Origin of the sequence: Skermanella pratensis (assembly GCF_008843145.1) — a bacterium.
Lineage (GTDB): Bacteria > Pseudomonadota > Alphaproteobacteria > Azospirillales > Azospirillaceae > Skermanella > Skermanella pratensis.
Window position 1 is genome coordinate 3,045,647 of sequence record NZ_CP030265.1, and the last position, 18,247, is coordinate 3,063,893.

Consider the following 18,247-nt stretch of genomic DNA (forward strand, 5'->3'; position numbering starts at 1 on the left):
GAGGAATCGCCACCAGGCGTCGGTAAGAGGGATAAACCCTCTCAGCGATAAAAATTATTGTATGAGGCACTGAGCAAGGCAAGCCACAAAATGGAGCTTGCCTTTTCTTTTGCTCATTTTCTTGCTCTTTTGCTTATGGTTCGTGCAAATGAGCGAGTTTCATCCAGTGATTTGCCTGTTTTTTAATCTCGGAATCCGATGAACCCCGCCCTCTCCGCCCGAATCCACGGCGGATCGAGCGATTCTATGTGCTGATGCACCGGGCAGCCTGAATGATGGGCACCGGGCAGGTACCCGAGGCTCATCAGGAACTCGTTCACGATTTCCCCGCCGGTGAAGCGGAACTGGCTCTTGAACAGCTTTACCCAGCCGGCGTTGTCCAGGGGATGGTGGTGATCCAGCCAGCCGACGAATCCGCCATGGGTGCCGCGCAACGCCCGCACCCGGCGCGCGTTCTCGATCACGGCATCGATCTTGAGCCGGTTGCGGATGATGCCGGCGTCGCCCAGCAGGCGCGCCCGGTCTTCCTCGCCGTAGGCGGCGATCCGGTCGACGTCGTAGTTCTCGAACGCGGCGGCGAAGGCTTCGCGCTTCTTCAGGATGGTCAGCCAGGACAGCCCGGCCTGGTTGATCTCCAGGACGAGCCGTTCGAACAGGACACGCTCGTCGTCGGAGGGAAACCCGTACTCGGTATCGTGGTAGGGTCCGTGCCACGGATGCCCGGGTGCCGCTTCGCAATAGGACAAACCCATGGTGCGACGGAACTCCCGCTGAAGTCATGTCCGGAACGAGATCAGCCCGGACGTGACGATGAGATAGATGATCAGCCAGACGACCGCCGCGACCACGGTGGTGACCAGGAACTTCAAGCCGATGCGGGGCTTGGCCGGCGCGCCGGAAGCCATGCCGGGTTCCGGCTCCTCCGGCGCGTGGGAGCCCCAGGGAAGCACTGCGAAGAGGACTGTCCACCAGACGACGAAATAGACGGCGATGCCGGTTACCCACCCCATCGATCAGGCCTGCTCCAACTCGACCAACGTGCCCAGGAAGTCCTTGGGATGGAGGAACAGCACGGGCTTGTCGTGGGCACCGATCTTCGGCTCACCGTCGCCCAGGACGCGGGCGCCGTCGGCCTTGAGCTTGTCTCGGGCGGCCAGGATGTCCGGCACCTCGTAGCAAACGTGATGGATGCCGCCCGATGGGTTTCCGGCCAGGAACTTGGCGATCGGGCTGGAGTCCCCCAGCGGGTACAGCAGTTCGATCTTGGTGTTGGACAGTTCGACGAACACCACCGTCACCCCATGGGCCGGCTGGTCGACGGGGGTGGAGACGGTGGCTCCGAGGGTGTCGCGGTAGAGGGCCGCGGCCTTCTCCAGGTCGGGCACGACGATAGCCACGTGGTTCAGTTTGCCGATCATGGTTCCCCCTTTGTCTTTCTGACTTGGTCCGTTGAAGGCGGCGCCGGCCGGCGCGCCATCCCCATTCCTATAGCCGAACCAGATGGACTTCGGTGAGCGGCTTTTTGCCCTGGCTCGCGTTGAGGCTCCGCCGGACGGCGATGCGGGTCGCTTGGCGCACCGCCTCGTCGTCGAGCCGAGCCTGATGGGACAACTCCTCCAAGGCCTTCCGCACCGCGAAACCGACTTCGGTCAGGATCTCGCCGGCCTCGGGTCCTTCGAGCAGGCCCATGACGGCGACCTGGGGATGGGTGACCAGTTCACCTTCGGAATCCATGACCAGGGTGGCGACGGCGGCGCCGTTGTACATCATGCGGTGCCGGCCCCGCATGACCCCGGCGTCCAGCGGCACGATCCGCTTGCCGTCCAGTGCCAGCCGCCCATGCTGGACCTGCCCCACCACCTCCGCGGGGCCGGGAGCCAGCCGGATGATCGAGCCGTTCTCCGGAATGATCGTGTCGGGCACCTGGCAGGCGCGTGCCAGCCGGGCGTGCTCCGTCTGGTGGCGGATCTCGCCGTGGATCGGGACCGCCACCTTAGGGCGCACCCACTGGTACATGCGGACCAGTTCGTCCTGGGCCGGGTGTCCGGATACATGGACGAATTCGGTATCGGCGGTGATCACCTCCACACCCTGCCCGATCAGCATGTTCTGCACCCGGCCGATCGCCCGCTCGTTGCCCGGGATCTCGCGCGACGAGAAAATGACGGTGTCGCCGGTCTCCAGGACGATCTCGGGATGGTCGTCCGCGGCGATCCTGGACAGCGCGGAACGCGGCTCCCCCTGGCTGCCAGTGCAGACCAGCACCGTCTTCTCGCGCGGCAGGAAGCCGGCATCGCGCTCGCTGAGGAACGGCGGCACGTCTTTCAGGTAACCGTTGGCCCGCGCGGCCTCGTTGATCCGCCAGAGGGATCGCCCGACCAGGGCCACGTCCCGTTCGGTCGCGGCGGCCGCCGCCGCTATGCTCTCCAGCCTTGCCACATTTGTCGCGAAGCAACTGATCGCGATCCTGTTCCGAAGCCGGCCGAACAGGTTGACCAGACTGTCGCGGACGGCGGCTTCCGATCCGGAGGTCCCCGGCACCATGGCGTTGGTGCTGTCGCACACCATCGCCAGCACGCCCTCGCCGCCCAACCGCATCAGGGCCGCCTCGTCCGTGGGCGTGCCGACGACAGGATCGGGGTCAAGCTTCCAGTCGCCGGTGTGCAGCACGGTGCCGAGGGGCGTGCGCAACACCAGGGCGTTGGGCTCCGGCACGGAGTGGGTGACGGTGATCAGTTCCACGTCGAACGGCCCTGCCGAGAATCTTCCCGACAGAGGCACCTCGACGATTTCCACCTTGCCGGCCAAGTTGCGCTCCAGCAGCTTGGCCCGCAGGACCGACGCGGTGAAGGGCGTCGCGTAGACCGGACAGCGAAGCTCCGGCCATAGGTACTGGACCGCCCCCAGGTGGTCTTCGTGGGCGTGGGTCAGGACGATGCCCACAAGGTCCTCCCGGCGGTCCCTGATGAAGGTCGGGTCGGGCATGATCACGTCGACGCCCGGCATCGTCTCGTCGCCGAACGAGATCCCCAGATCCACCATCAGCCATTTCCCGGCATGACCGTACAGGTTGAGGTTCATGCCGATCTCGCCGGACCCACCCAGAGGCAGGAAGTAGATCGCGTCTGAACCGGGCCTATCGGAGTCGAAGGAACTGGAAGCGACGGGTTGGGGATCAGGGGATGATGTCATGTAGCCATGTTGCGTTGGTGGACCAGCAGGAGACCGCGGAGGGTCAATTCGTTGTCGATGTGGTGAATCATCGAGGTAGCTTCGGCGAACTGCGCGCCCAGCCCCCCGGTGACGATCACGGTCACCGGCGGATCGCCGGTCGGCGACAGCTCGGCCTGGATCCGGGTCAGCAATCCCTCGATCATGCTGAGGTAACCCCAGAACATGCCGGATTGCATCGCCCCGACAGTGCCTTTGCCGATGACCGTCGCCGGTCGGACGATATCCACCTTCGGAAGCTGGGCTGCGACCCGGTGCAAGGCGTCGAGTGCCAGGCTCGGCCCCGGCGCGATGACGCCGCCGCAGAAGCCGCCCTCCGCGTCCACGATGTCGAACGTGGTCCCGGTCCCGATATCCACCACGACCAGGGGTGACGGATATGTGGCGACCGCCGCGATGGCGTTCAGCAACCGGTCGGCGCCGGCCTCGCGCGGGTTGTCGATCCTGATCTCGATGCCGAGCCGTACCCCCGGCTCCCCGATCCGCATGGGCTCTACGCCGAAATGGTCGCGGCACAGGCGCTGGAGATTGAATGTCGCGGCGGGGACCACGCTGCCGAGGATAGCGGCGTCCACTTCCTCGCGCTTCAATCCTTTCATGGCCATCAGGCTGGTCAGCCAGACCGCATACTCGTCGGCGGTGCGCCGGCCATCGGTCGCGATCCGCCACTGCCCCTGCTTGCGATCGCCGTCGAAGATGGCAAAAACCACATTCGTGTTGCCGGCATCGATCGCAAGCAGCATGTCAGGTTGCCTCGCCCGAACCCGGTGAGACAAGTCCCGGGAAGAAGACGTCCCCGGCGGTGATCCGGCGGCGCTCGCCGGTATCCAGGTCCAGCAGCAGGGCACCGTCCTCATCCAGATCCGCGAAGACGCCGTTGAGCGTGCAGTCGGACAGTCGGACGACGATCGGACCGCCGATGCCACGGGCCAGTTGAAGCCAGCCTTGGCGAACGGGGGAGAAGCCCTGCGCCTTCCATACGTCGTACCAGGTGGAGAATGCCTGGACGAAACGGACCAGGACCGGAGCGGGGTCGTCAGCCCTGCTGCCTTCGTTGCGCAGGGACGTGGCAGGAAATTCGGAGTCGGGCGGATAGTGCTGGACATTGATGCCGACGCCGACGACGAGCCACTCGATGTTACCGGCATCGTCGGTTTCCGACTCCAGCAGAATGCCCGCCGCTTTCCGGTCGTCCAGCAGAACGTCGTTCGGCCACTTGCACTGGCATATGCCTTCGGGAAGCAGCGGCTGGAGCGCATCCGCAAGTGCCCCGGCCGTCACGAACGACAACTGCGCCGCCGAAGCCGGCGTGCAACCAGGACGAAGGACGAGACTGGCATAGAGGTTACCCTCCGGCGAGATCCAGGGCCTGCCCCGGCGTCCGCGCCCCTCGGTCTGCCGCAAAGCCCAAACGAGTGTGCCGTGGGCGGCACCCTCGTCACGGGCAAGTCGCTTCGCCGCGTCGTTGGTGCTGCCCAGGCTGTCGTAAGCCACCAGCCTGTAGGCCGGCGGAAGGCCGGGCAGCACCCGGTTCACAGGTACCGGCTTGCTCATCCCGCGAACAGCGACGCCGCTGCGGCCGCCGCGCCGTCCAGCAGGGGTGCCGGGAAGAAGAAGAACAGCAAGGTGAACAGGCTGGTCCCGCGATGACCAGGGTCATCTCGCTGCTGATGTTCCGGTCGAGCGGCTCCACCGGCTCATCGAAGTACATGACCTTGATGATGCGCAGGTAATAGAACGCGCCCACCACGCTCGCCAGCACGCCGAGCACAGCCAGCGAATAGAGGTGCGCCTGGATCGCTGCCTGGAAGACGAACAGCTTGGCGAAGAAGCCCGCAGCCGGCGGAATGCCGGCCATCGAGAACATGAATATCAGCATGGCGAGCGCCAGCATCGGGTGGGTCTTGGACAGCCCCGCCAGATCGCTGATCTCCTCGACCATCCGGCCGTTCTGACGCATGCACAGGATGACGCCGAACGTGCCGATGTTCATGAAGATGTAGATCGCCATGTAGAACATCACGCCCCGCACGCCCAGTTCGGTACCGGCAGCGAGGCCGACCAGGGCGAACCCGATATGGCCGATCGAGCTGTATGCCATCAGGCGCTTGATGTTGGTCTGGCCGATCGCGGCGAACGATCCCAGCACCATGGAGGCCAGCGCGGTGAAGTAGATGATCTGACGCCACTGGTCGACCATTGCGCCGAACGGCTCGATCAGCAGGCGTACGAACAGCGCGATGGCCGCCACCTTGGGCGCCACGGCGAAGAAGGCCGTCACCGGGGTCGGCGCGCCTTCGTAGACGTCAGGCGTCCACATGTGGAACGGTACCGCCGAGATCTTGAAGGCGAGACCCGCCGCCACGAAGGTCAGCCCAACGATCAGCCCGACCGAGGCATGCCCGGTCTGCTGGGCATGGCTGGCGAATAGCTGGGCCAGGGTGGTGAAGTTGGTCGTGCCGGCAAAGCCGTAAATCAGGGAGGCGCCGTACAGAAGCATCCCCGACGACAGGGCGCCGAGCACGAAATACTTCAGCCCCGCCTCGCTCGACTTCGCGAAATCGCGCCGGAAGGCCGCGATCACGTAGAGCGCCAAGCTCTGCAGCTCCAGGCCGATATAGAGGGAGATGAGGTCGTTGGCCGACACCATCATCAACATACCGACGGTGGCGAGCAGCATGAGCACCGGGAACTCGATCCGCTTCATCTGCTCCCGTTCGATATAGTTGATCGAGACGAGAACGGACAGGGCGGATCCGATCAGCACCAGCACCTTCATGAAACCGCCGAAGCTGTCCATGATGAAGAGATCGCTGAAGGTGATCTCGCGAGTACCCGGGCCGGACAGTACCAGGACTGCGGCGACGAGCAGGACACCGACCGTCAGGTAGGAGATCAGCCGCGTGCTGCCGTCGCCCCGGAAGACGCCCAGCATGAGCAGGGCCATGGCCGACAAGGCCATGAAGATCTCCGGCAGGGCCGGCATCAGATCGGGAAATTCGGTCATTTTGCTTGTTCCCCCGCCTTATCGTACCGCAACGGCAGTACCGGCGCCGTCGGTCAGAGCGGTTTGGTAGTTCGTGATCAGCGCCTCGACCGACACCGACATGACGTTCAGGAAGCTCGACGGATAGATTCCCATCCACAGGACCAGCACGACCAGCGGAGCGAAGATCGCCATCTCGCGCGGGCTGAGGTCCAGCATGCCCTTGACGTCGTCCCGGGTGATCTTGCCGAAGATGATGCGGCGGTAAAGCCACAGCATGTAGGCGGCACCCAGGATAATGCCGATGGTCGCCAGGAATGCGACCCAGGTATTGTCCTGGAACGCGCCGACCAGGATCAGGAACTCGCCGACGAATCCGCTGGTGCCGGGCAGTCCGACGGAAGCCAGCATCATCAGCATGAATACCACCGCGTATTTCGGCATGTTGTGGACGAGGCCGCCGTAACGCGCAATCTCACGGGTGTGCAGCCGGTCATAGACCACGCCGACGCAGAGGAAGAGAGCGCCGGACACGATGCCGTGGCTGAGCATCTGGAACAGCGACCCTTCCACGCCCTGCTGGGTCATGGTGAACATGCCGATCGTGACGAAGCCCATGTGGGCGATCGATGAGTAGGCGATCAGCTTCTTCATGTCCTCCTGCGCCAGCGCCACCAGGGAGGTATAGATGATCGCCACGACGCTCAGGGTGTAGATCAGCGGCGTGAAGTACTCGGTCGCCTCGGGCAGGATCGGGATCGAGAAGCGGAGAAAGCCGTATCCGCCCATCTTCAGCAGCACGCCGGCCAGGATGACGGAGCCGGCGGTCGGCGCCTCCACGTGGGCGTCGGGCAGCCAAGTGTGGACCGGCCACATCGGCACCTTGACCGCGAATGAGGCGAACAGCGCCAGCCACAGCCACAGCTGCATGGTGCGGGGGAAGTCGGTCTGCATCAGCGTCGGCAGGTCCGTGGTGCCTGCCACGTAATACATGGCCAGGATCGCCAGCAGCATCAGCACCGAGCCGAGCAGCGTGTAGAGGAAGAACTTGAACGCCGCGTACACGCGCCGCGCACCGCCCCAGACACCGATGATAAGGAACATCGGGATCAGCACGCCCTCGAAGAACATGTAGAAGAGGATGAAGTCCAGCGCGCAGAACATACCGACCATCAGGGTCTCAAGGACCAGGAAGGCGATCATGTATTCCTTGACGCGGGTCTTCACCGACTCCCAACTCGACAGGATGCAGAGCGGCGTCAGGAAGGTGGAAAGCAGGACGAACAGCACCGAGATGCCGTCCACGCCCATGTGGTAGTAGACGTTGAACGCCGGGATCCACTCGACGCGCTCCACCATCTGGAACGCGGCGGAGGAACTGTCGAAGTTCAACCAGATGAACACCGACAGCACGAAGGTGATCAGCGAGGTCCACAGCGCCACGTTACGGGCGTTGCGTGCCACAACATCGGGTTCGCCGCGGATCAGGAGGATGAACGCGGCACCGACGAGCGGCAGGAATGTCGTCAGCGACAGGATGGGCCAGCCAGCCATGATCAGTCTTGCCTCGCCGTATCAACCGAAAAAGTAGAACCAGCCGACCAGCAGCACCACGCCGATCACCATCGCGAAAGCGTAGTGATAGACATAACCGGACTGCAGGCGGGCGGCGCGGAGTGCGACGTCGCGGGTGGCGGCGGCGACGCCGTCGGGGCCGACGCCGTCGATGATGGCGCCGTCACCGGACTTCCACAGGCCATAACCCAGGAACTTGGCCGGCTGGACGAATACCCTGTCGTACAGTTCGTCGAACATCCACTTGCGGTAAACGAACCGGTAGACCGCGCCGAGCTTGGATGAGACCAGCGACGGCAGGTGTGGCATGAACATGTAGAAGAGGTACGCCAACGCGATGCCGATCACGCCGGCTACGAACGGAGCCAGAGGCACCCACCCGGGGACGTGGTGCGCCGCCTCGACGGTGTCATGCTCTTGCAGGACGAAGATGGCGTTGCCCCAGAACTCCGCCCTGCCCTCGCCGACGAACCAGTCGTAGGCCACGACGCCGGAGAACAGCGCGCCGATCGCCAGGACGCCCAGGGGGATCGTCATGATGAGCGGGCTTTCGTGGACATGGGCCATGACCCGATCGTTGGCCTGCGGCCGCCCGTGGAACGTCATGATGATCAGGCGCCAGGAATAGAACGCCGTCATGAGTGCCGCGGCGATGCCGAGCCAGAAGGCATAGGTGCCGACCCCGGAGTGGGCAGCATAAGCCGCCTCCAGGATCATGTCCTTGGAGTAGTAGCCGGCGAAGAACGGGATGCCGGCGAGCGCCAGGCTGCCGATCCACATCATCGCATAGGTCACCGGGATCAGCCGCCAGATGCCGCCCATCTTCCGCATGTCCTGCTCGTCCGACATGGCGTGAATCACCGAGCCGGCGCCGAGGAACAGGAGGGCCTTGAAGAAGGCGTGGGTCATCAGGTGGAACATGGCGGCGCTGTAGGCGGAAACGCCGAGCGCGAAGAACATGTAGCCGAGCTGGCTCATGGTCGAATAGGCGATGACCCGCTTGATGTCGAACTGGGTCAGACCGATCGTCGCTGCGACGAAGGCGGTCGAGGCGCCGACTATGGCGATCACGTTGAGCGCGATCGGGGCGTACTCGAAGATCGGCGACAGGCGGGCGACCATGAAGACGCCGGCGGTGACCATGGTCGCGGCGTGGATCAGCGCCGACACCGGGGTCGGGCCTTCCATGGCGTCCGGCAGCCAGGTGTGCAGGCCGAGCTGCGCCGACTTGCCCATGGCGCCCATGAAGAGCAGCAGGCAGGCGACGGTCAGAGCGTCCAGGTCGAAACCCAGGAAGTTGATGGAATGGCCGGCCATCTGCGGCGCCGCGGCGAACACGGTGTCGAAATGGACGGAGCCGAACAGGAAGAAGATCGCCATGATGCCGAGTGCGAAACCGAAGTCGCCGACCCGGTTGACGATGAACGCCTTCATGGACGCCGCGTTGGCGCTCGGCTTCTCGTACCAGAAATTGATCAGCAGGTAGGACGCCAGGCCGACGCCTTCCCAGCCGAAATACATCTGCACGAAATTGTCGGCCGTCACCAGCATCAGCATAAAGAAGGTGAACAGGCTGAGATAGGCCATGAACCGCGGCTTGTGGTGGTCGTGGCTCATGTACCCGATCGAGTAGACATGGACCATCGACGACACGACATTGACCACGATCAGCATGACGGCGGTCAGCGTATCGAACTTGAGCGCCCACGAAACCTCGAAGGTGCCGCTGTCGATCCAGGTCATCAGCTCGATGGTGCGGGCGTTGCCGTTCAGGGCGACATCGACGAACAGCCAGATGGAGATGAGTGCCGAGACGCAGACCGCGCCCACGGTAACGATCTGGGATCCCCGGTCGCCGATGAAGCGCCCGAAGAATCCCGCGATGAAGGCCGCCAGGAGCGGCAGGAAAATCGCTGCAACTTCCATGATCGCCGTCTCAGCCCTTCATCATGTTGATGTCGTCCACGGCGATGGTGCCGCGGTTGCGGAAGTAGACGACCAGGATAGCTAGACCGATCGCGGCCTCGGCCGCGGCGACGGTCAGGATGAACATCGCGAAGACCTGGCCGACCAGGTCATTGAGGAAGACCGAGAACGACACCAGATTGATGTTGACGGCCAACAGGATCAGCTCGATCGACATCAGGATGATGATCACGTTCTTGCGGTTCAGGAATATCCCGAAAACGCCGAGCGTGAACACGATTGACGCGACGGTGAGGTAGTGGGCGAGACCGATTTCCATTCAGACACCTCCCCGGGTCGGGACTTTCCGGATCGCGACCACTTCTTCGCGACGGCGGCTCACCTGGGTGCTGATGTTCTGACGGCGCACGCCCTCGCGCTGCCGCAGGGTCAGCACGATGGCGCCGATCATCGCGATCAGCAGGATCAGGCCGGCCGCCTGGAACAGATAGGCATAGTGGGTGTAGATCAGCAGACCCAGCGCGTGGGTGTTGGTGACCTGGTCGGGAGCCGGCATCGGCGCCGCCGAAACGGCGGCCAGGTCCGGCGCGATCACCCAGGTGCCCAGCACCAGGGCAAGTTCGACCAGCAGAACCAGACCTACGGTGATGCCGATCGGCAGGTACTGGAGCGCACCCGACCGCAGTTCGCGGAAATTGATGTCCAGCATCATGACCACGAACAGGAAGAGCACTGCCACGGCGCCGACATAGACGATCACCAGGATCATCGCCACGAACTCCGCGCCGATCAGCACGAAGAGCCCCGCGGCGTTGAAGAAGGCGAGGATCAGGAAGAGCACCGAGTGCACCGGGTTGCGGGCCGCGATCACCATGACGGCCGATGCCACCAGGATCGCGGCGAAAAGGTAGAATGCCAGGCTCTGCACGATCATGGCGTTCCCCGCCTCTTAAGATGAGGGAAGGTGTCTGTGCTCACTTCCGGAGTCCCTTTGTCGGGTTCTTGCAGTGTCTTACGGACCGTTCGGGGACCTGCCGCGGACGCGGCTCAGACCCCACACGGATTAAGGGTTTTAGCGATAGGGAGCGTCGACCGCAACGTTCGCGGCGAGCTGGGCCTCCCAGCGGTCGCCGTTCTCGAGCAGCTTTTCCTTATTGTAGAAGAGCTCCTCACGGGTTTCCGTGGAGAACTCGAAATTCGGTCCCTCGACGATCGCGTCCACCGGGCAGGCTTCTTGGCACAGGCCGCAATAGATGCACTTCGTCATGTCGATGTCGTAGCGGGTCGTCCGGCGGCTGCCGTCGTCACGGGGTTCGGCCTCGATCGTGATGGCCAGGGCCGGGCAGACGGCTTCGCACAGCTTGCAGGCGATGCAGCGCTCTTCCCCATTGGGATAGCGGCGCAGCGCGTGCTCGCCCCGGAACCGCGGGCTGATGGGACCCTTCTCGAAAGGGTAGTTCAAGGTCACCCGCGGCCGGAACATATAGCTGAAAGTCAGGCCCAGTCCGGACAGCAGTTCCGTCAGGAAAAAGCCCCGCGCAGTGCGATCCAGGAATGCCATGTCTTCAGTTCTCCTGTCGTGCTCGCCCGGGATCGGAAGATCCGGCGGCGCGCACGAGATCATGCAAGGGTTAGGGCAGCCAGTCGAAGGCGACGAGAACGCCCGCGGTCAGGATCACCCAGAACAGCGAGAAGGGCAGAAACACCTTCCAGCCCAGCCGCATCAGCTGGTCGTAACGGTAGCGCGGCACGGTGGCACGGACCCAGAGGAAGACGAACAGCACGAAAGCGATCTTCAGCGCGAACCAGATCGGTCCGGGGATCCAGTTGAGCGGAGGGATGTCCAGAGGAGGCAGCCAGCCGCCGAGGAACAGGATCGACGTCATCGCGCTCATGAGGATCATGTTCGCGTATTCGCCCAGGAAGAACAGGGCGAAGGTCATCGCCGAATACTCGACGTTGTACCCGCCTACCAGTTCCGACTCGCCTTCCGGCAGGTCGAACGGCGCCCGGTTCGTCTCGGCCAGCGCCGATATGAAGAACACGACGAACATCGGCAGCAACGGGATCGCGAACCACACCGTCTTCTGCGCCATGACCACATCGGTCAGGTTCAGCGATCCGACGCAGAGCAGCACCGTGATGATCACGAAGCCGATCGACACCTCGTAGGACACCATCTGCGCCGCCGAGCGGAGTCCGCCGAGGAATGCGTATTTCGAGTTGGATGCCCAGCCGGCCATGATGATGCCGTAGACCCCCAGCGACGAGATCGCGAACAGGTACAGCACGCCGACATTGATGTTCGCCAAGACCATGCCCGCATCGAACGGGATCACGGCCCAGGCGATCAGGCTAAGCAGGAAGGTCAGCATCGGCGCGAAGACGAACACCACCCGGTTGGCGCCCGCCGGTATGACCGTTTCCTTGCCGAACAGCTTCAGCCCGTCGGCGAGCGGCTGGAACAGGCCGAACGGACCGACCATGTTCGGTCCCTGGCGCAGCTGCATGGCGGCCAGGACCTTGCGCTCGGCATAGGTCAGGTAGGCGACGCCGAGCAGTAGCGGGATAATGATGGCGACGATCTGGAGGACGATGATGATCGTCGGCCAGGCATAGCCGGTCCAAAGTTCAGCCATGGGTGCCGGTCCTCTCGTTCCCAGCCAGCACGAACGTCTCGGTGCACTTGGCCATGGTGGCGGAAGCGCGGCTGATGGGGTCGGTCATGTAGTAGTTTTCGATCGGGCAGCGGAACGGTGCCGCATCGACCGGACCGGGCTGGCCGAACGGTCCCCATTCGGCCACTGCCATCCCTTCGATGGTGCGGAACGTCGGGCTGGTCTCGGCAAGCCGCTTCCGGACCTGGGCGAGGCTGTCATACGGCAGCCTGACCCCGAGTTGATCGCCCAACGCGCGCAGGATCTTCCAGTCCTCCCGGGCCTCGCCGAGCGGGAAAACCGCCATGCGGGCCATCTGGACCCGGCCCTCGGTATTGACGTAAAGGCCGTTCTTCTCCGTGTAGGCGGCACCCGGCAGGATAACGTCGGCGCGGTGGGCGCCCCGGTCGCCGTGATGCCCCTGGTAGATCACGAAGGCGTTACCCAGCCTCGCGGTGTCGATCTCGTCGGCACCCAGCAGGTAGACCACGTCGATCTGACCGGCGGTCGCCGCCTCCAGGATGTCGGCGGTGCCCTTGCCGCCCTGTCCCGGCAGGAAACCCATTTCCAGGCCACCGACCCGTGCTGCCGCGGTGTGCAACACGTTGAAGCCGTTCCAGCCGTCCTGGATCATGTTGTTGGCTTCGGCGACCTGGCGAGCCAGTGCCTGGATCGCCGGACCGTCGGCGCGCCGCAGCGCGCCAGTGCCCAGGATCAGCATGGGACGCTTGGCGTTCTTCAGGACCTCGCAGAACTCGTGCCGCCCCTCGGCGATCTCCTGCAGGGTCTGAGGACCGGCGCCAAGGTAGGCGTAAGGATATGTCAGGTCGCGCTGCTCGCCGACCACGCCGACCTTCAGGCCGCCCATCAGGTAGCGCTTGCGGATCCGCGCGTTGACCATCGGCCCTTCCCAGCGGGGATACGTCCCGATCAACAGGATCGCGTCGGCCTTCTCGATTCCGGCGATGGTCGTGTTGAACAGGTAGCCCGCACGTGCCGAGGTGTCGAACGCGGCGCCGTCCTGGCGGCAATCCATGTTCGCGGAACCGAGCGCTTCGACCAGATCCTTCAGGGCAATCATCGACTCGGCGTCGCACAGGTCACCGGCCAAGGCAGCGATCCGCTCCCCTGGAACACCTTTGACGCGCTCCGCAACGGCGGCGAAGGCCTCGGCCCAGGTCGCCGGCTGCAGCTTTCCGTCACGACGGACATAGGGCCGGTCCAGGCGCTGACGCTTGAGGCCGTCGTAATGGAAGCGGCTCTTGTCGGCCAGCCACTCCTCATTGACGTCCTCGTTCAGGCGCGGGGTCAACCGCATCACCTCGGGACCGCGGGTATCGACACGGGTGTTGCTGCCGACCGCGTCCATGACGTCGATGGTCTCGGTCTTGCGCAGTTCCCAGGGACGGGTGGTGAAGGCGTAGGGCTTGGAGGTCAGCGCGCCGACGGGGCAGACATCGATCAGGTTGCCGGACAGCTCCGAAGAGATGGCTTGCTCGATATAAGTGCCGACTTCCATGTGCTCGCCGCGACCGGTGGCGCCCAGCTCGGGCACGCCGGCGATCTCGTCCGCGAAGCGGATGCAGCGGGTACAATGGATGCACCGGGTCATGATCGTCTTGATCAGCGGCCCGAGATACTTGTCCTTGACCGCTCGCTTGTTCTCCTGGAACCGCGAACGGTCGAAGCCGTAGCCCATTGCCTGATCCTGCAGGTCGCACTCGCCGCCCTGGTCGCAGATCGGGCAATCCAGCGGATGGTTGATCAGCAGGAATTCCATGACGCCCTTGCGCGCCTTGTGGACCAGCTCGGTATTGGTCTTGATGACCATGCCCTCGCCGCACGGCATGGCGCAGGACGCGACCGGCTTGGGCGCCTTCTCCATCTCGACCAGGCACATGCGGCAATTGGCCGGCACCGACAGCCGTTCATGGTAGCAGAAGCGCGGGATTTCGATGCCGATCTGCTCGCAGGCCTGCAGCACGGAAGTACCCGGCTCGACCTCGACCTCGATCCCGTCAATCGTTAGTTTGGGCATAGTGATGTCTCGTCGCTACGTTCGGCTGCCGGTTCATTCCGCCGCGGCGCGCTGGGCGCCGGTATACTGGAGGATTCGCCGTTCCATTTCGGGGCGGAAGTGCCGGATCAGGCCCTGGACAGGCCAGGCTGCCGCGTCACCCAGGGCGCAGATGGTGTGCCCTTCGATCTCCTTGGTGACATCGAACAGCATGTCGATCTCGTCGATGCGCGCCCTGCCCTGGGCCATGCGCTCCATCACGCGCCAGAGCCAGCCGGTGCCCTCGCGGCACGGCGTGCACTGGCCACAGCTCTCGTGCATGTAGAACTTGGACAGGCGGGCGATTGCCTTGACGATGTCGGTGGACTTGTCCATGACGATGATCCCGGCCGTACCCAGGCCCGAGCGGACCTCCCGCAGGCTGTCGAAATCCATCAGGACGGTATCGCAGATCGACCGGGGCAGCACCGGCACCGAAGAACCGCCGGGAATGATGGCGAGGAGGTTGTCCCAGCCGCCGCGCACGCCGCCGGCGTGCTTCTCGATCAGTTCCTTCAGCGGGATTCCCATCTCCTCTTCCACATTGCACGGCTTGTTCACGTGGCCGGAAATGCAGAATACCTTGGTTCCGGTGTTCTTCGGACGGCCAAGGCCGGCGAACCAGGCGGCGCCGCGACGCAGGATGGTCGGAACCACCGCGATGCTCTCGACGTTGTTGACCGTCGTCGGGCAGGAATACAGACCCGCCTGGGCCGGAAACGGCGGCTTGTTGCGGGGCTGGCCCTTCTTGCCTTCCAGGCTCTCGATCAGCGCGGTCTCTTCACCGCAGATATAGGCACCCGCGCCTCGGTGGAGGTACAGGTCGAAGTCCCATCCGGAACCGCTGGCATTCTTGCCGATCAGGCCGGCGGCATAAGCCTCGTCGATCGCGCGCTGAAGGTTCGACCCCTCGTTGTAGAACTCACCCCGAATATAGATATAGCAGGCGTTCGCGCCGATGGCGAAGCTGGCGATCAGGCATCCTTCGATCAGCTTGTGCGGATCGTGACGCATGATGTCGCGGTCCTTGCACGTACCTGGCTCGCCCTCGTCGGCGTTGATCACCAGATAGTGCGGCCGGTCGCCGGTCTGCTTGGGCATGAACGACCATTTGAGACCCGTGGAGAAGCCGGCGCCGCCGCGACCGCGCAGCCCGGACTCCTTGGTCTCGTTGATGATCCATTCCCTGCCCTTCAGGATCAGGTCCCTGGTGTTGTCCCAATCACCCCGCCCGCGCGCGGCTTCCAGCCCGAAATCTTCGAAGCCGTAGAGATTGGTGAAAATGCGGTCTTCGTCCCGAAGCATCACGACCCCTCAGTCATCGCCGTGGGTGGAATCTGCGGCCGTCGCCGATGTCGCCTGAGGCACCCTGCCCTTCAGCGTCGTCGGTCCGCCGGCCGGGCTGGAAGTCTGACGACCGGAAACCGGCCCGGGTACGGGCCGTTCGCCGCGCTTCAGGGCGTCGAGCAGCGCTTCCGTGCTGGCGGCGTCCAGATCCTCATAATAATCGTCGTTGACCTGGACCATCGGTGCATTCACGCAGGCACCCAGGCACTCCACCTCGATGACGGTGAACTGACCGTCCGGTGTCGTCTCTCCCAACTCGATGCCCAGTTTGCGCTCGCACGCTTTCACGACATCGTCCGACCCTCGCAGCCAGCACGGCGTGGTGGTGCAAATCTGCACGAAGTGCTTACCGACAGGCTTCAAATTGTACATCGTGTAGAAGGTGGCCACCTCGTACACCCGGATGCGCGGCATGCTCAGCATCTCGGCGACGTAGTCCATGGCTGCGCGCGGCAGCCAATTGTCGTTCTGGCGCTGTGCCAGGTCGAGCAGAGGCATCACCGCGCTGGCCTGCTTGCCGGGCGGATACTTCGCGATGATGTGCTTGGCGCGTTCGAGGTTCTCCGCGGTGAAGGCGAAATCCTGCGGCCCTGCGGGCGCCGTTCCGTTTGCGCTCATCGATCGATTTCTCCGAACACGACATCCATGGATCCGATGATCGCCACCGTATCCGCCAGCATGTGGCCCTTCGACATGAAGTCGAGGCCCTGGAGGTGGGCGAAGCCGGGCGCGCGGATCTTGCAGCGGTATGGCTTGTTTGTTCCGTCGGACACCAGATAAACCCCGAACTCTCCCTTGGGCGCCTCGACTGCGGTGTAAGTCTCGCCGGCGGGCACGTGGTAGCCCTCGGTATAGAGCTTGAAGTGATGGATGAGGGCTTCCATCGACCGCTTCATTTCGCCGCGGCGCGGCGGAGAGATCTTGTGGTCCTGCACCTTCACCGGACCGTCCGGCAGCTTTTCGAGGCACTGACGCATGATCTTGTTCGACTCGCGCATCTCCTCCATCCGGACGAGATAGCGGGCATAGCAGTCGCCGGTCAGGCCAACCGGGATGTCGAAGTCCACTTGGTCATAGACGTCGTAGGGCTGCGCCTTGCGCAGGTCCCAGGCGACGTTCGAAGCGCGCAGCATCGGGCCGGTGAAGCCCCAGTCCAGCGCTTCCTGCTCGCTGACGATGCCGATGTCGACAGTTCGCTGCTTAAAGATCCGGTTCTCCGACAGCAGGCCTTCCAGATCGTCCATGAACTTCGGGAAACGCTCGGTATATTCCCAGATGTCTTCGGCCAAACCGGCAGGCATGTCGAAGGCGACCCCTCCCGGGCGGAAGTAGTTGGCGTGGAGCCGGGCGCCGCTCACCCGCTCGTAGAACTCCATCAGCTTTTCGCGCTCTTCGAAGCCCCAGAGGGACGGCGTGATGGCACCGACGTCGAGCGCATAGGTGGTGATGTTGAGCAAGTGGTTCAGAATGCGGGTGATCTCGCTGAACATCACCCGGATGTACTGGGCGCGCGGCGGAGGCGTTATGCGAAGCAGCTTCTCGACGCCCAGGGCGAACGCATGCTCCTGACACATGGGCGAGACGTAGTCCAGGCGGTCGAAATAGGGCGTTGCCTGAAGATAGGTCTTGTACTCGATCAGCTTTTCCGTACCGCGGTGAAGCAGCCCGATATGAGGATCGGCACGCTCGACGACTTCTCCATCCATTTCCAGCACGAGGCGCAGCACCCCGTGGGCCGCAGGGTGCTGCGGCCCGAAATTCATGGTGAACGGCTTGATCTTCGACTCGGCGGTGTTGGTCGCGGTAGCCATTACTTGTTGCTCCCCGGCTGAGTAGCCCCCGTGGGCGCCTCGGCCTTCTCGTCGCCCGGCAGCATGACGTTGGTCATGCCCTCCCACGGGCTGAGGAAATCGAAGGATCGGAAATCCTGGGTCAGTTTGACCGGTTCGTAGATGACCCGCTTCTGCTCGTCGTCATAGCGCAGCTCCACATAGCCGGTCAGCGGAAAATCCTTGCGCAGCGGATGCCCCTCGAACCCATAGTCCGTGAGGATCCGCCGCAGGTCGGGATGATCCGAAAAGAAAATGCCATAAAGGTCCCACGCTTCGCGTTCGAACCAGGGGGCCGCGCTGAACACCTCCGAGATGGACGGAACCGGCGTGTCCTCGTCGGTCGTCAATTTCACCCGGATGCGAAAATTGTGCTTCAGGCTGAGCAGATTGTAGACCACCTCGAAACGTTCTTCGCGCGAGGGATAATCCGCCCCGCAAAGGTCGATCAGCTGCTTGAACTGGCAGCTGGTGTCGTCGCGCAGGAACGTCATGACGCGCACGATCGACTGGCGTTGCACCTTGATGATCAGTTCGCCCAGCTCGATGCCGGCGGACAGTACGCTGTCCGCCAGGCGCGCCTGGAGGTGATCGCTCAGTTCCTGAAGCGCTTGGTCGCTCATGATCCGGGACTGCCTTT

General features: G+C 63.7%; 17 protein-coding genes and 1 pseudogene. All 18 read right to left on the reverse strand.

Going from position 1 to position 18,247, the window contains the following annotated elements; translation table 11 throughout:
* Window positions 1-182: 182 nt before the first annotated feature.
* The 18 genes and pseudogenes from DPR14_RS13870 to DPR14_RS13955 all read right to left on the reverse strand — a co-directional run bounded on the left by DPR14_RS13870 (window position 183) and on the right by DPR14_RS13955 (window position 18,230).
* Complete coding sequence (locus DPR14_RS13870; RefSeq protein WP_158045679.1) at window positions 183-752, reverse strand: DNA-3-methyladenine glycosylase I; 570 nt, start codon at window positions 750-752, stop codon at window positions 183-185.
* Window positions 753-776: 24 nt separating this feature from the next.
* On the reverse strand, window positions 777-1,010 hold the full coding sequence (locus DPR14_RS13875) for a DUF1467 family protein (protein ID WP_158045680.1): 234 nt from the start codon (window positions 1,008-1,010) through the stop codon (window positions 777-779).
* Between the two features lie 3 nt (window positions 1,011-1,013).
* Window positions 1,014-1,418, reverse strand: a complete 405-nt coding sequence (gene mce / locus DPR14_RS13880) for a methylmalonyl-CoA epimerase (RefSeq protein WP_158045681.1) — start codon at window positions 1,416-1,418, stop codon at window positions 1,014-1,016.
* 67 nt (window positions 1,419-1,485) lie between these two features.
* Window positions 1,486-3,081: a ribonuclease J gene (locus DPR14_RS13885; RefSeq protein ID WP_246148150.1), complete on the reverse strand. Its 1,596-nt coding sequence runs from the start codon at window positions 3,079-3,081 to the stop codon at window positions 1,486-1,488.
* A 107-nt stretch (window positions 3,082-3,188) separates the two neighbouring features.
* Window positions 3,189-3,974: a type III pantothenate kinase gene (locus DPR14_RS13890; protein WP_158045683.1), complete on the reverse strand. Its 786-nt coding sequence runs from the start codon at window positions 3,972-3,974 to the stop codon at window positions 3,189-3,191.
* Between the two features lies 1 nt (window position 3,975).
* Window positions 3,976-4,725, reverse strand: coding sequence for a biotin--[acetyl-CoA-carboxylase] ligase (locus tag DPR14_RS13895; RefSeq protein WP_246149347.1), 750 nt, complete (start codon window positions 4,723-4,725; stop codon window positions 3,976-3,978).
* Between the two features lie 56 nt (window positions 4,726-4,781).
* Window positions 4,782-6,238 (reverse strand): annotated as a pseudogene (nuoN, locus tag DPR14_RS13900) (NADH-quinone oxidoreductase subunit NuoN).
* 18 nt (window positions 6,239-6,256) lie between these two features.
* Window positions 6,257-7,771: an NADH-quinone oxidoreductase subunit M gene (locus DPR14_RS13905; RefSeq protein WP_158045685.1), complete on the reverse strand. Its 1,515-nt coding sequence runs from the start codon at window positions 7,769-7,771 to the stop codon at window positions 6,257-6,259.
* Between the two features lie 21 nt (window positions 7,772-7,792).
* Window positions 7,793-9,718 (reverse strand): NADH-quinone oxidoreductase subunit L, encoded by a 1,926-nt coding sequence (gene nuoL / locus DPR14_RS13910; RefSeq protein ID WP_158045686.1) that lies wholly within the window; start codon window positions 9,716-9,718, stop codon window positions 7,793-7,795.
* A gap of 10 nt (window positions 9,719-9,728) precedes the next feature.
* The gene (gene nuoK, locus DPR14_RS13915; RefSeq protein ID WP_158045687.1) at window positions 9,729-10,037 is read right to left on the reverse strand and encodes an NADH-quinone oxidoreductase subunit NuoK; all 309 of its coding nucleotides are present in this window, start codon (window positions 10,035-10,037) and stop codon (window positions 9,729-9,731) included.
* Window positions 10,038-10,652, reverse strand: a complete 615-nt coding sequence (locus DPR14_RS13920; protein ID WP_158045688.1) for an NADH-quinone oxidoreductase subunit J — start codon at window positions 10,650-10,652, stop codon at window positions 10,038-10,040. It lies immediately after the preceding gene.
* A gap of 138 nt (window positions 10,653-10,790) precedes the next feature.
* Entirely contained in the window at window positions 10,791-11,279 is a 489-nt protein-coding gene (gene nuoI / locus DPR14_RS13925) for an NADH-quinone oxidoreductase subunit NuoI (RefSeq protein WP_158045689.1), read from the reverse strand.
* A gap of 70 nt (window positions 11,280-11,349) precedes the next feature.
* Window positions 11,350-12,357 (reverse strand): NADH-quinone oxidoreductase subunit NuoH, encoded by a 1,008-nt coding sequence (gene nuoH, locus DPR14_RS13930; RefSeq protein ID WP_158045690.1) that lies wholly within the window; start codon window positions 12,355-12,357, stop codon window positions 11,350-11,352.
* Window positions 12,350-14,413 (reverse strand): NADH-quinone oxidoreductase subunit NuoG, encoded by a 2,064-nt coding sequence (gene nuoG / locus DPR14_RS13935; protein ID WP_158045691.1) that lies wholly within the window; start codon window positions 14,411-14,413, stop codon window positions 12,350-12,352. The genes nuoH and nuoG overlap by 8 nt, the downstream gene beginning before the upstream one ends.
* 33 nt (window positions 14,414-14,446) lie before the next feature.
* On the reverse strand, window positions 14,447-15,736 hold the full coding sequence (gene nuoF / locus DPR14_RS13940) for an NADH-quinone oxidoreductase subunit NuoF (RefSeq protein ID WP_158045692.1): 1,290 nt from the start codon (window positions 15,734-15,736) through the stop codon (window positions 14,447-14,449).
* A 9-nt stretch (window positions 15,737-15,745) separates the two neighbouring features.
* Window positions 15,746-16,396, reverse strand: coding sequence for an NADH-quinone oxidoreductase subunit NuoE (nuoE, locus tag DPR14_RS13945; protein ID WP_158045693.1), 651 nt, complete (start codon window positions 16,394-16,396; stop codon window positions 15,746-15,748).
* Window positions 16,393-17,589, reverse strand: coding sequence for an NADH-quinone oxidoreductase subunit D (locus DPR14_RS13950; protein ID WP_158045694.1), 1,197 nt, complete (start codon window positions 17,587-17,589; stop codon window positions 16,393-16,395). Before DPR14_RS13950 ends, nuoE begins: the two co-directional genes overlap by 4 nt.
* The gene (locus tag DPR14_RS13955; protein WP_158045695.1) at window positions 17,589-18,230 is read right to left on the reverse strand and encodes an NADH-quinone oxidoreductase subunit C; all 642 of its coding nucleotides are present in this window, start codon (window positions 18,228-18,230) and stop codon (window positions 17,589-17,591) included. The genes DPR14_RS13950 and DPR14_RS13955 overlap by 1 nt, the downstream gene beginning before the upstream one ends.
* Between the last annotated feature and the right edge of the window lie 17 nt (window positions 18,231-18,247).

What these genes read in the sequence shown, in the direction of transcription:
- nuoK (WP_158045687.1), bottom strand. Translation starts at nt 10,037, where the DNA reads ATGGAAATCGGTCTCGCCCACTACCTCACCGTCGCGTCAATCGTGTTC.
- DPR14_RS13920 (WP_158045688.1), bottom strand. Translation starts at nt 10,652, where the DNA reads ATGATCGTGCAGAGCCTGGCATTCTACCTTTTCGCCGCGATCCTGGTG.
- nuoH (WP_158045690.1), bottom strand. Translation starts at nt 12,357, where the DNA reads ATGGCTGAACTTTGGACCGGCTATGCCTGGCCGACGATCATCATCGTC.
- DPR14_RS13955 (WP_158045695.1), bottom strand. Translation starts at nt 18,230, where the DNA reads ATGAGCGACCAAGCGCTTCAGGAACTGAGCGATCACCTCCAGGCGCGC.
- mce (WP_158045681.1), bottom strand. Translation starts at nt 1,418, where the DNA reads ATGATCGGCAAACTGAACCACGTGGCTATCGTCGTGCCCGACCTGGAG.
- DPR14_RS13875 (WP_158045680.1), bottom strand. Translation starts at nt 1,010, where the DNA reads ATGGGGTGGGTAACCGGCATCGCCGTCTATTTCGTCGTCTGGTGGACA.
- nuoE (WP_158045693.1), bottom strand. Translation starts at nt 16,396, where the DNA reads ATGAGCGCAAACGGAACGGCGCCCGCAGGGCCGCAGGATTTCGCCTTC.
- DPR14_RS13890 (WP_158045683.1), bottom strand. Translation starts at nt 3,974, where the DNA reads ATGCTGCTTGCGATCGATGCCGGCAACACGAATGTGGTTTTTGCCATC.
- nuoL (WP_158045686.1), bottom strand. Translation starts at nt 9,718, where the DNA reads ATGGAAGTTGCAGCGATTTTCCTGCCGCTCCTGGCGGCCTTCATCGCG.
- nuoF (WP_158045692.1), bottom strand. Translation starts at nt 15,736, where the DNA reads ATGCTTCGGGACGAAGACCGCATTTTCACCAATCTCTACGGCTTCGAA.
- DPR14_RS13950 (WP_158045694.1), bottom strand. Translation starts at nt 17,589, where the DNA reads ATGGCTACCGCGACCAACACCGCCGAGTCGAAGATCAAGCCGTTCACC.
- DPR14_RS13905 (WP_158045685.1), bottom strand. Translation starts at nt 7,771, where the DNA reads ATGGCTGGCTGGCCCATCCTGTCGCTGACGACATTCCTGCCGCTCGTC.
- DPR14_RS13870 (WP_158045679.1), bottom strand. Translation starts at nt 752, where the DNA reads ATGGGTTTGTCCTATTGCGAAGCGGCACCCGGGCATCCGTGGCACGGA.
- nuoG (WP_158045691.1), bottom strand. Translation starts at nt 14,413, where the DNA reads ATGCCCAAACTAACGATTGACGGGATCGAGGTCGAGGTCGAGCCGGGT.
- DPR14_RS13885 (WP_246148150.1), bottom strand. Translation starts at nt 3,081, where the DNA reads ATGAACCTCAACCTGTACGGTCATGCCGGGAAATGGCTGATGGTGGAT.
- nuoI (WP_158045689.1), bottom strand. Translation starts at nt 11,279, where the DNA reads ATGGCATTCCTGGATCGCACTGCGCGGGGCTTTTTCCTGACGGAACTG.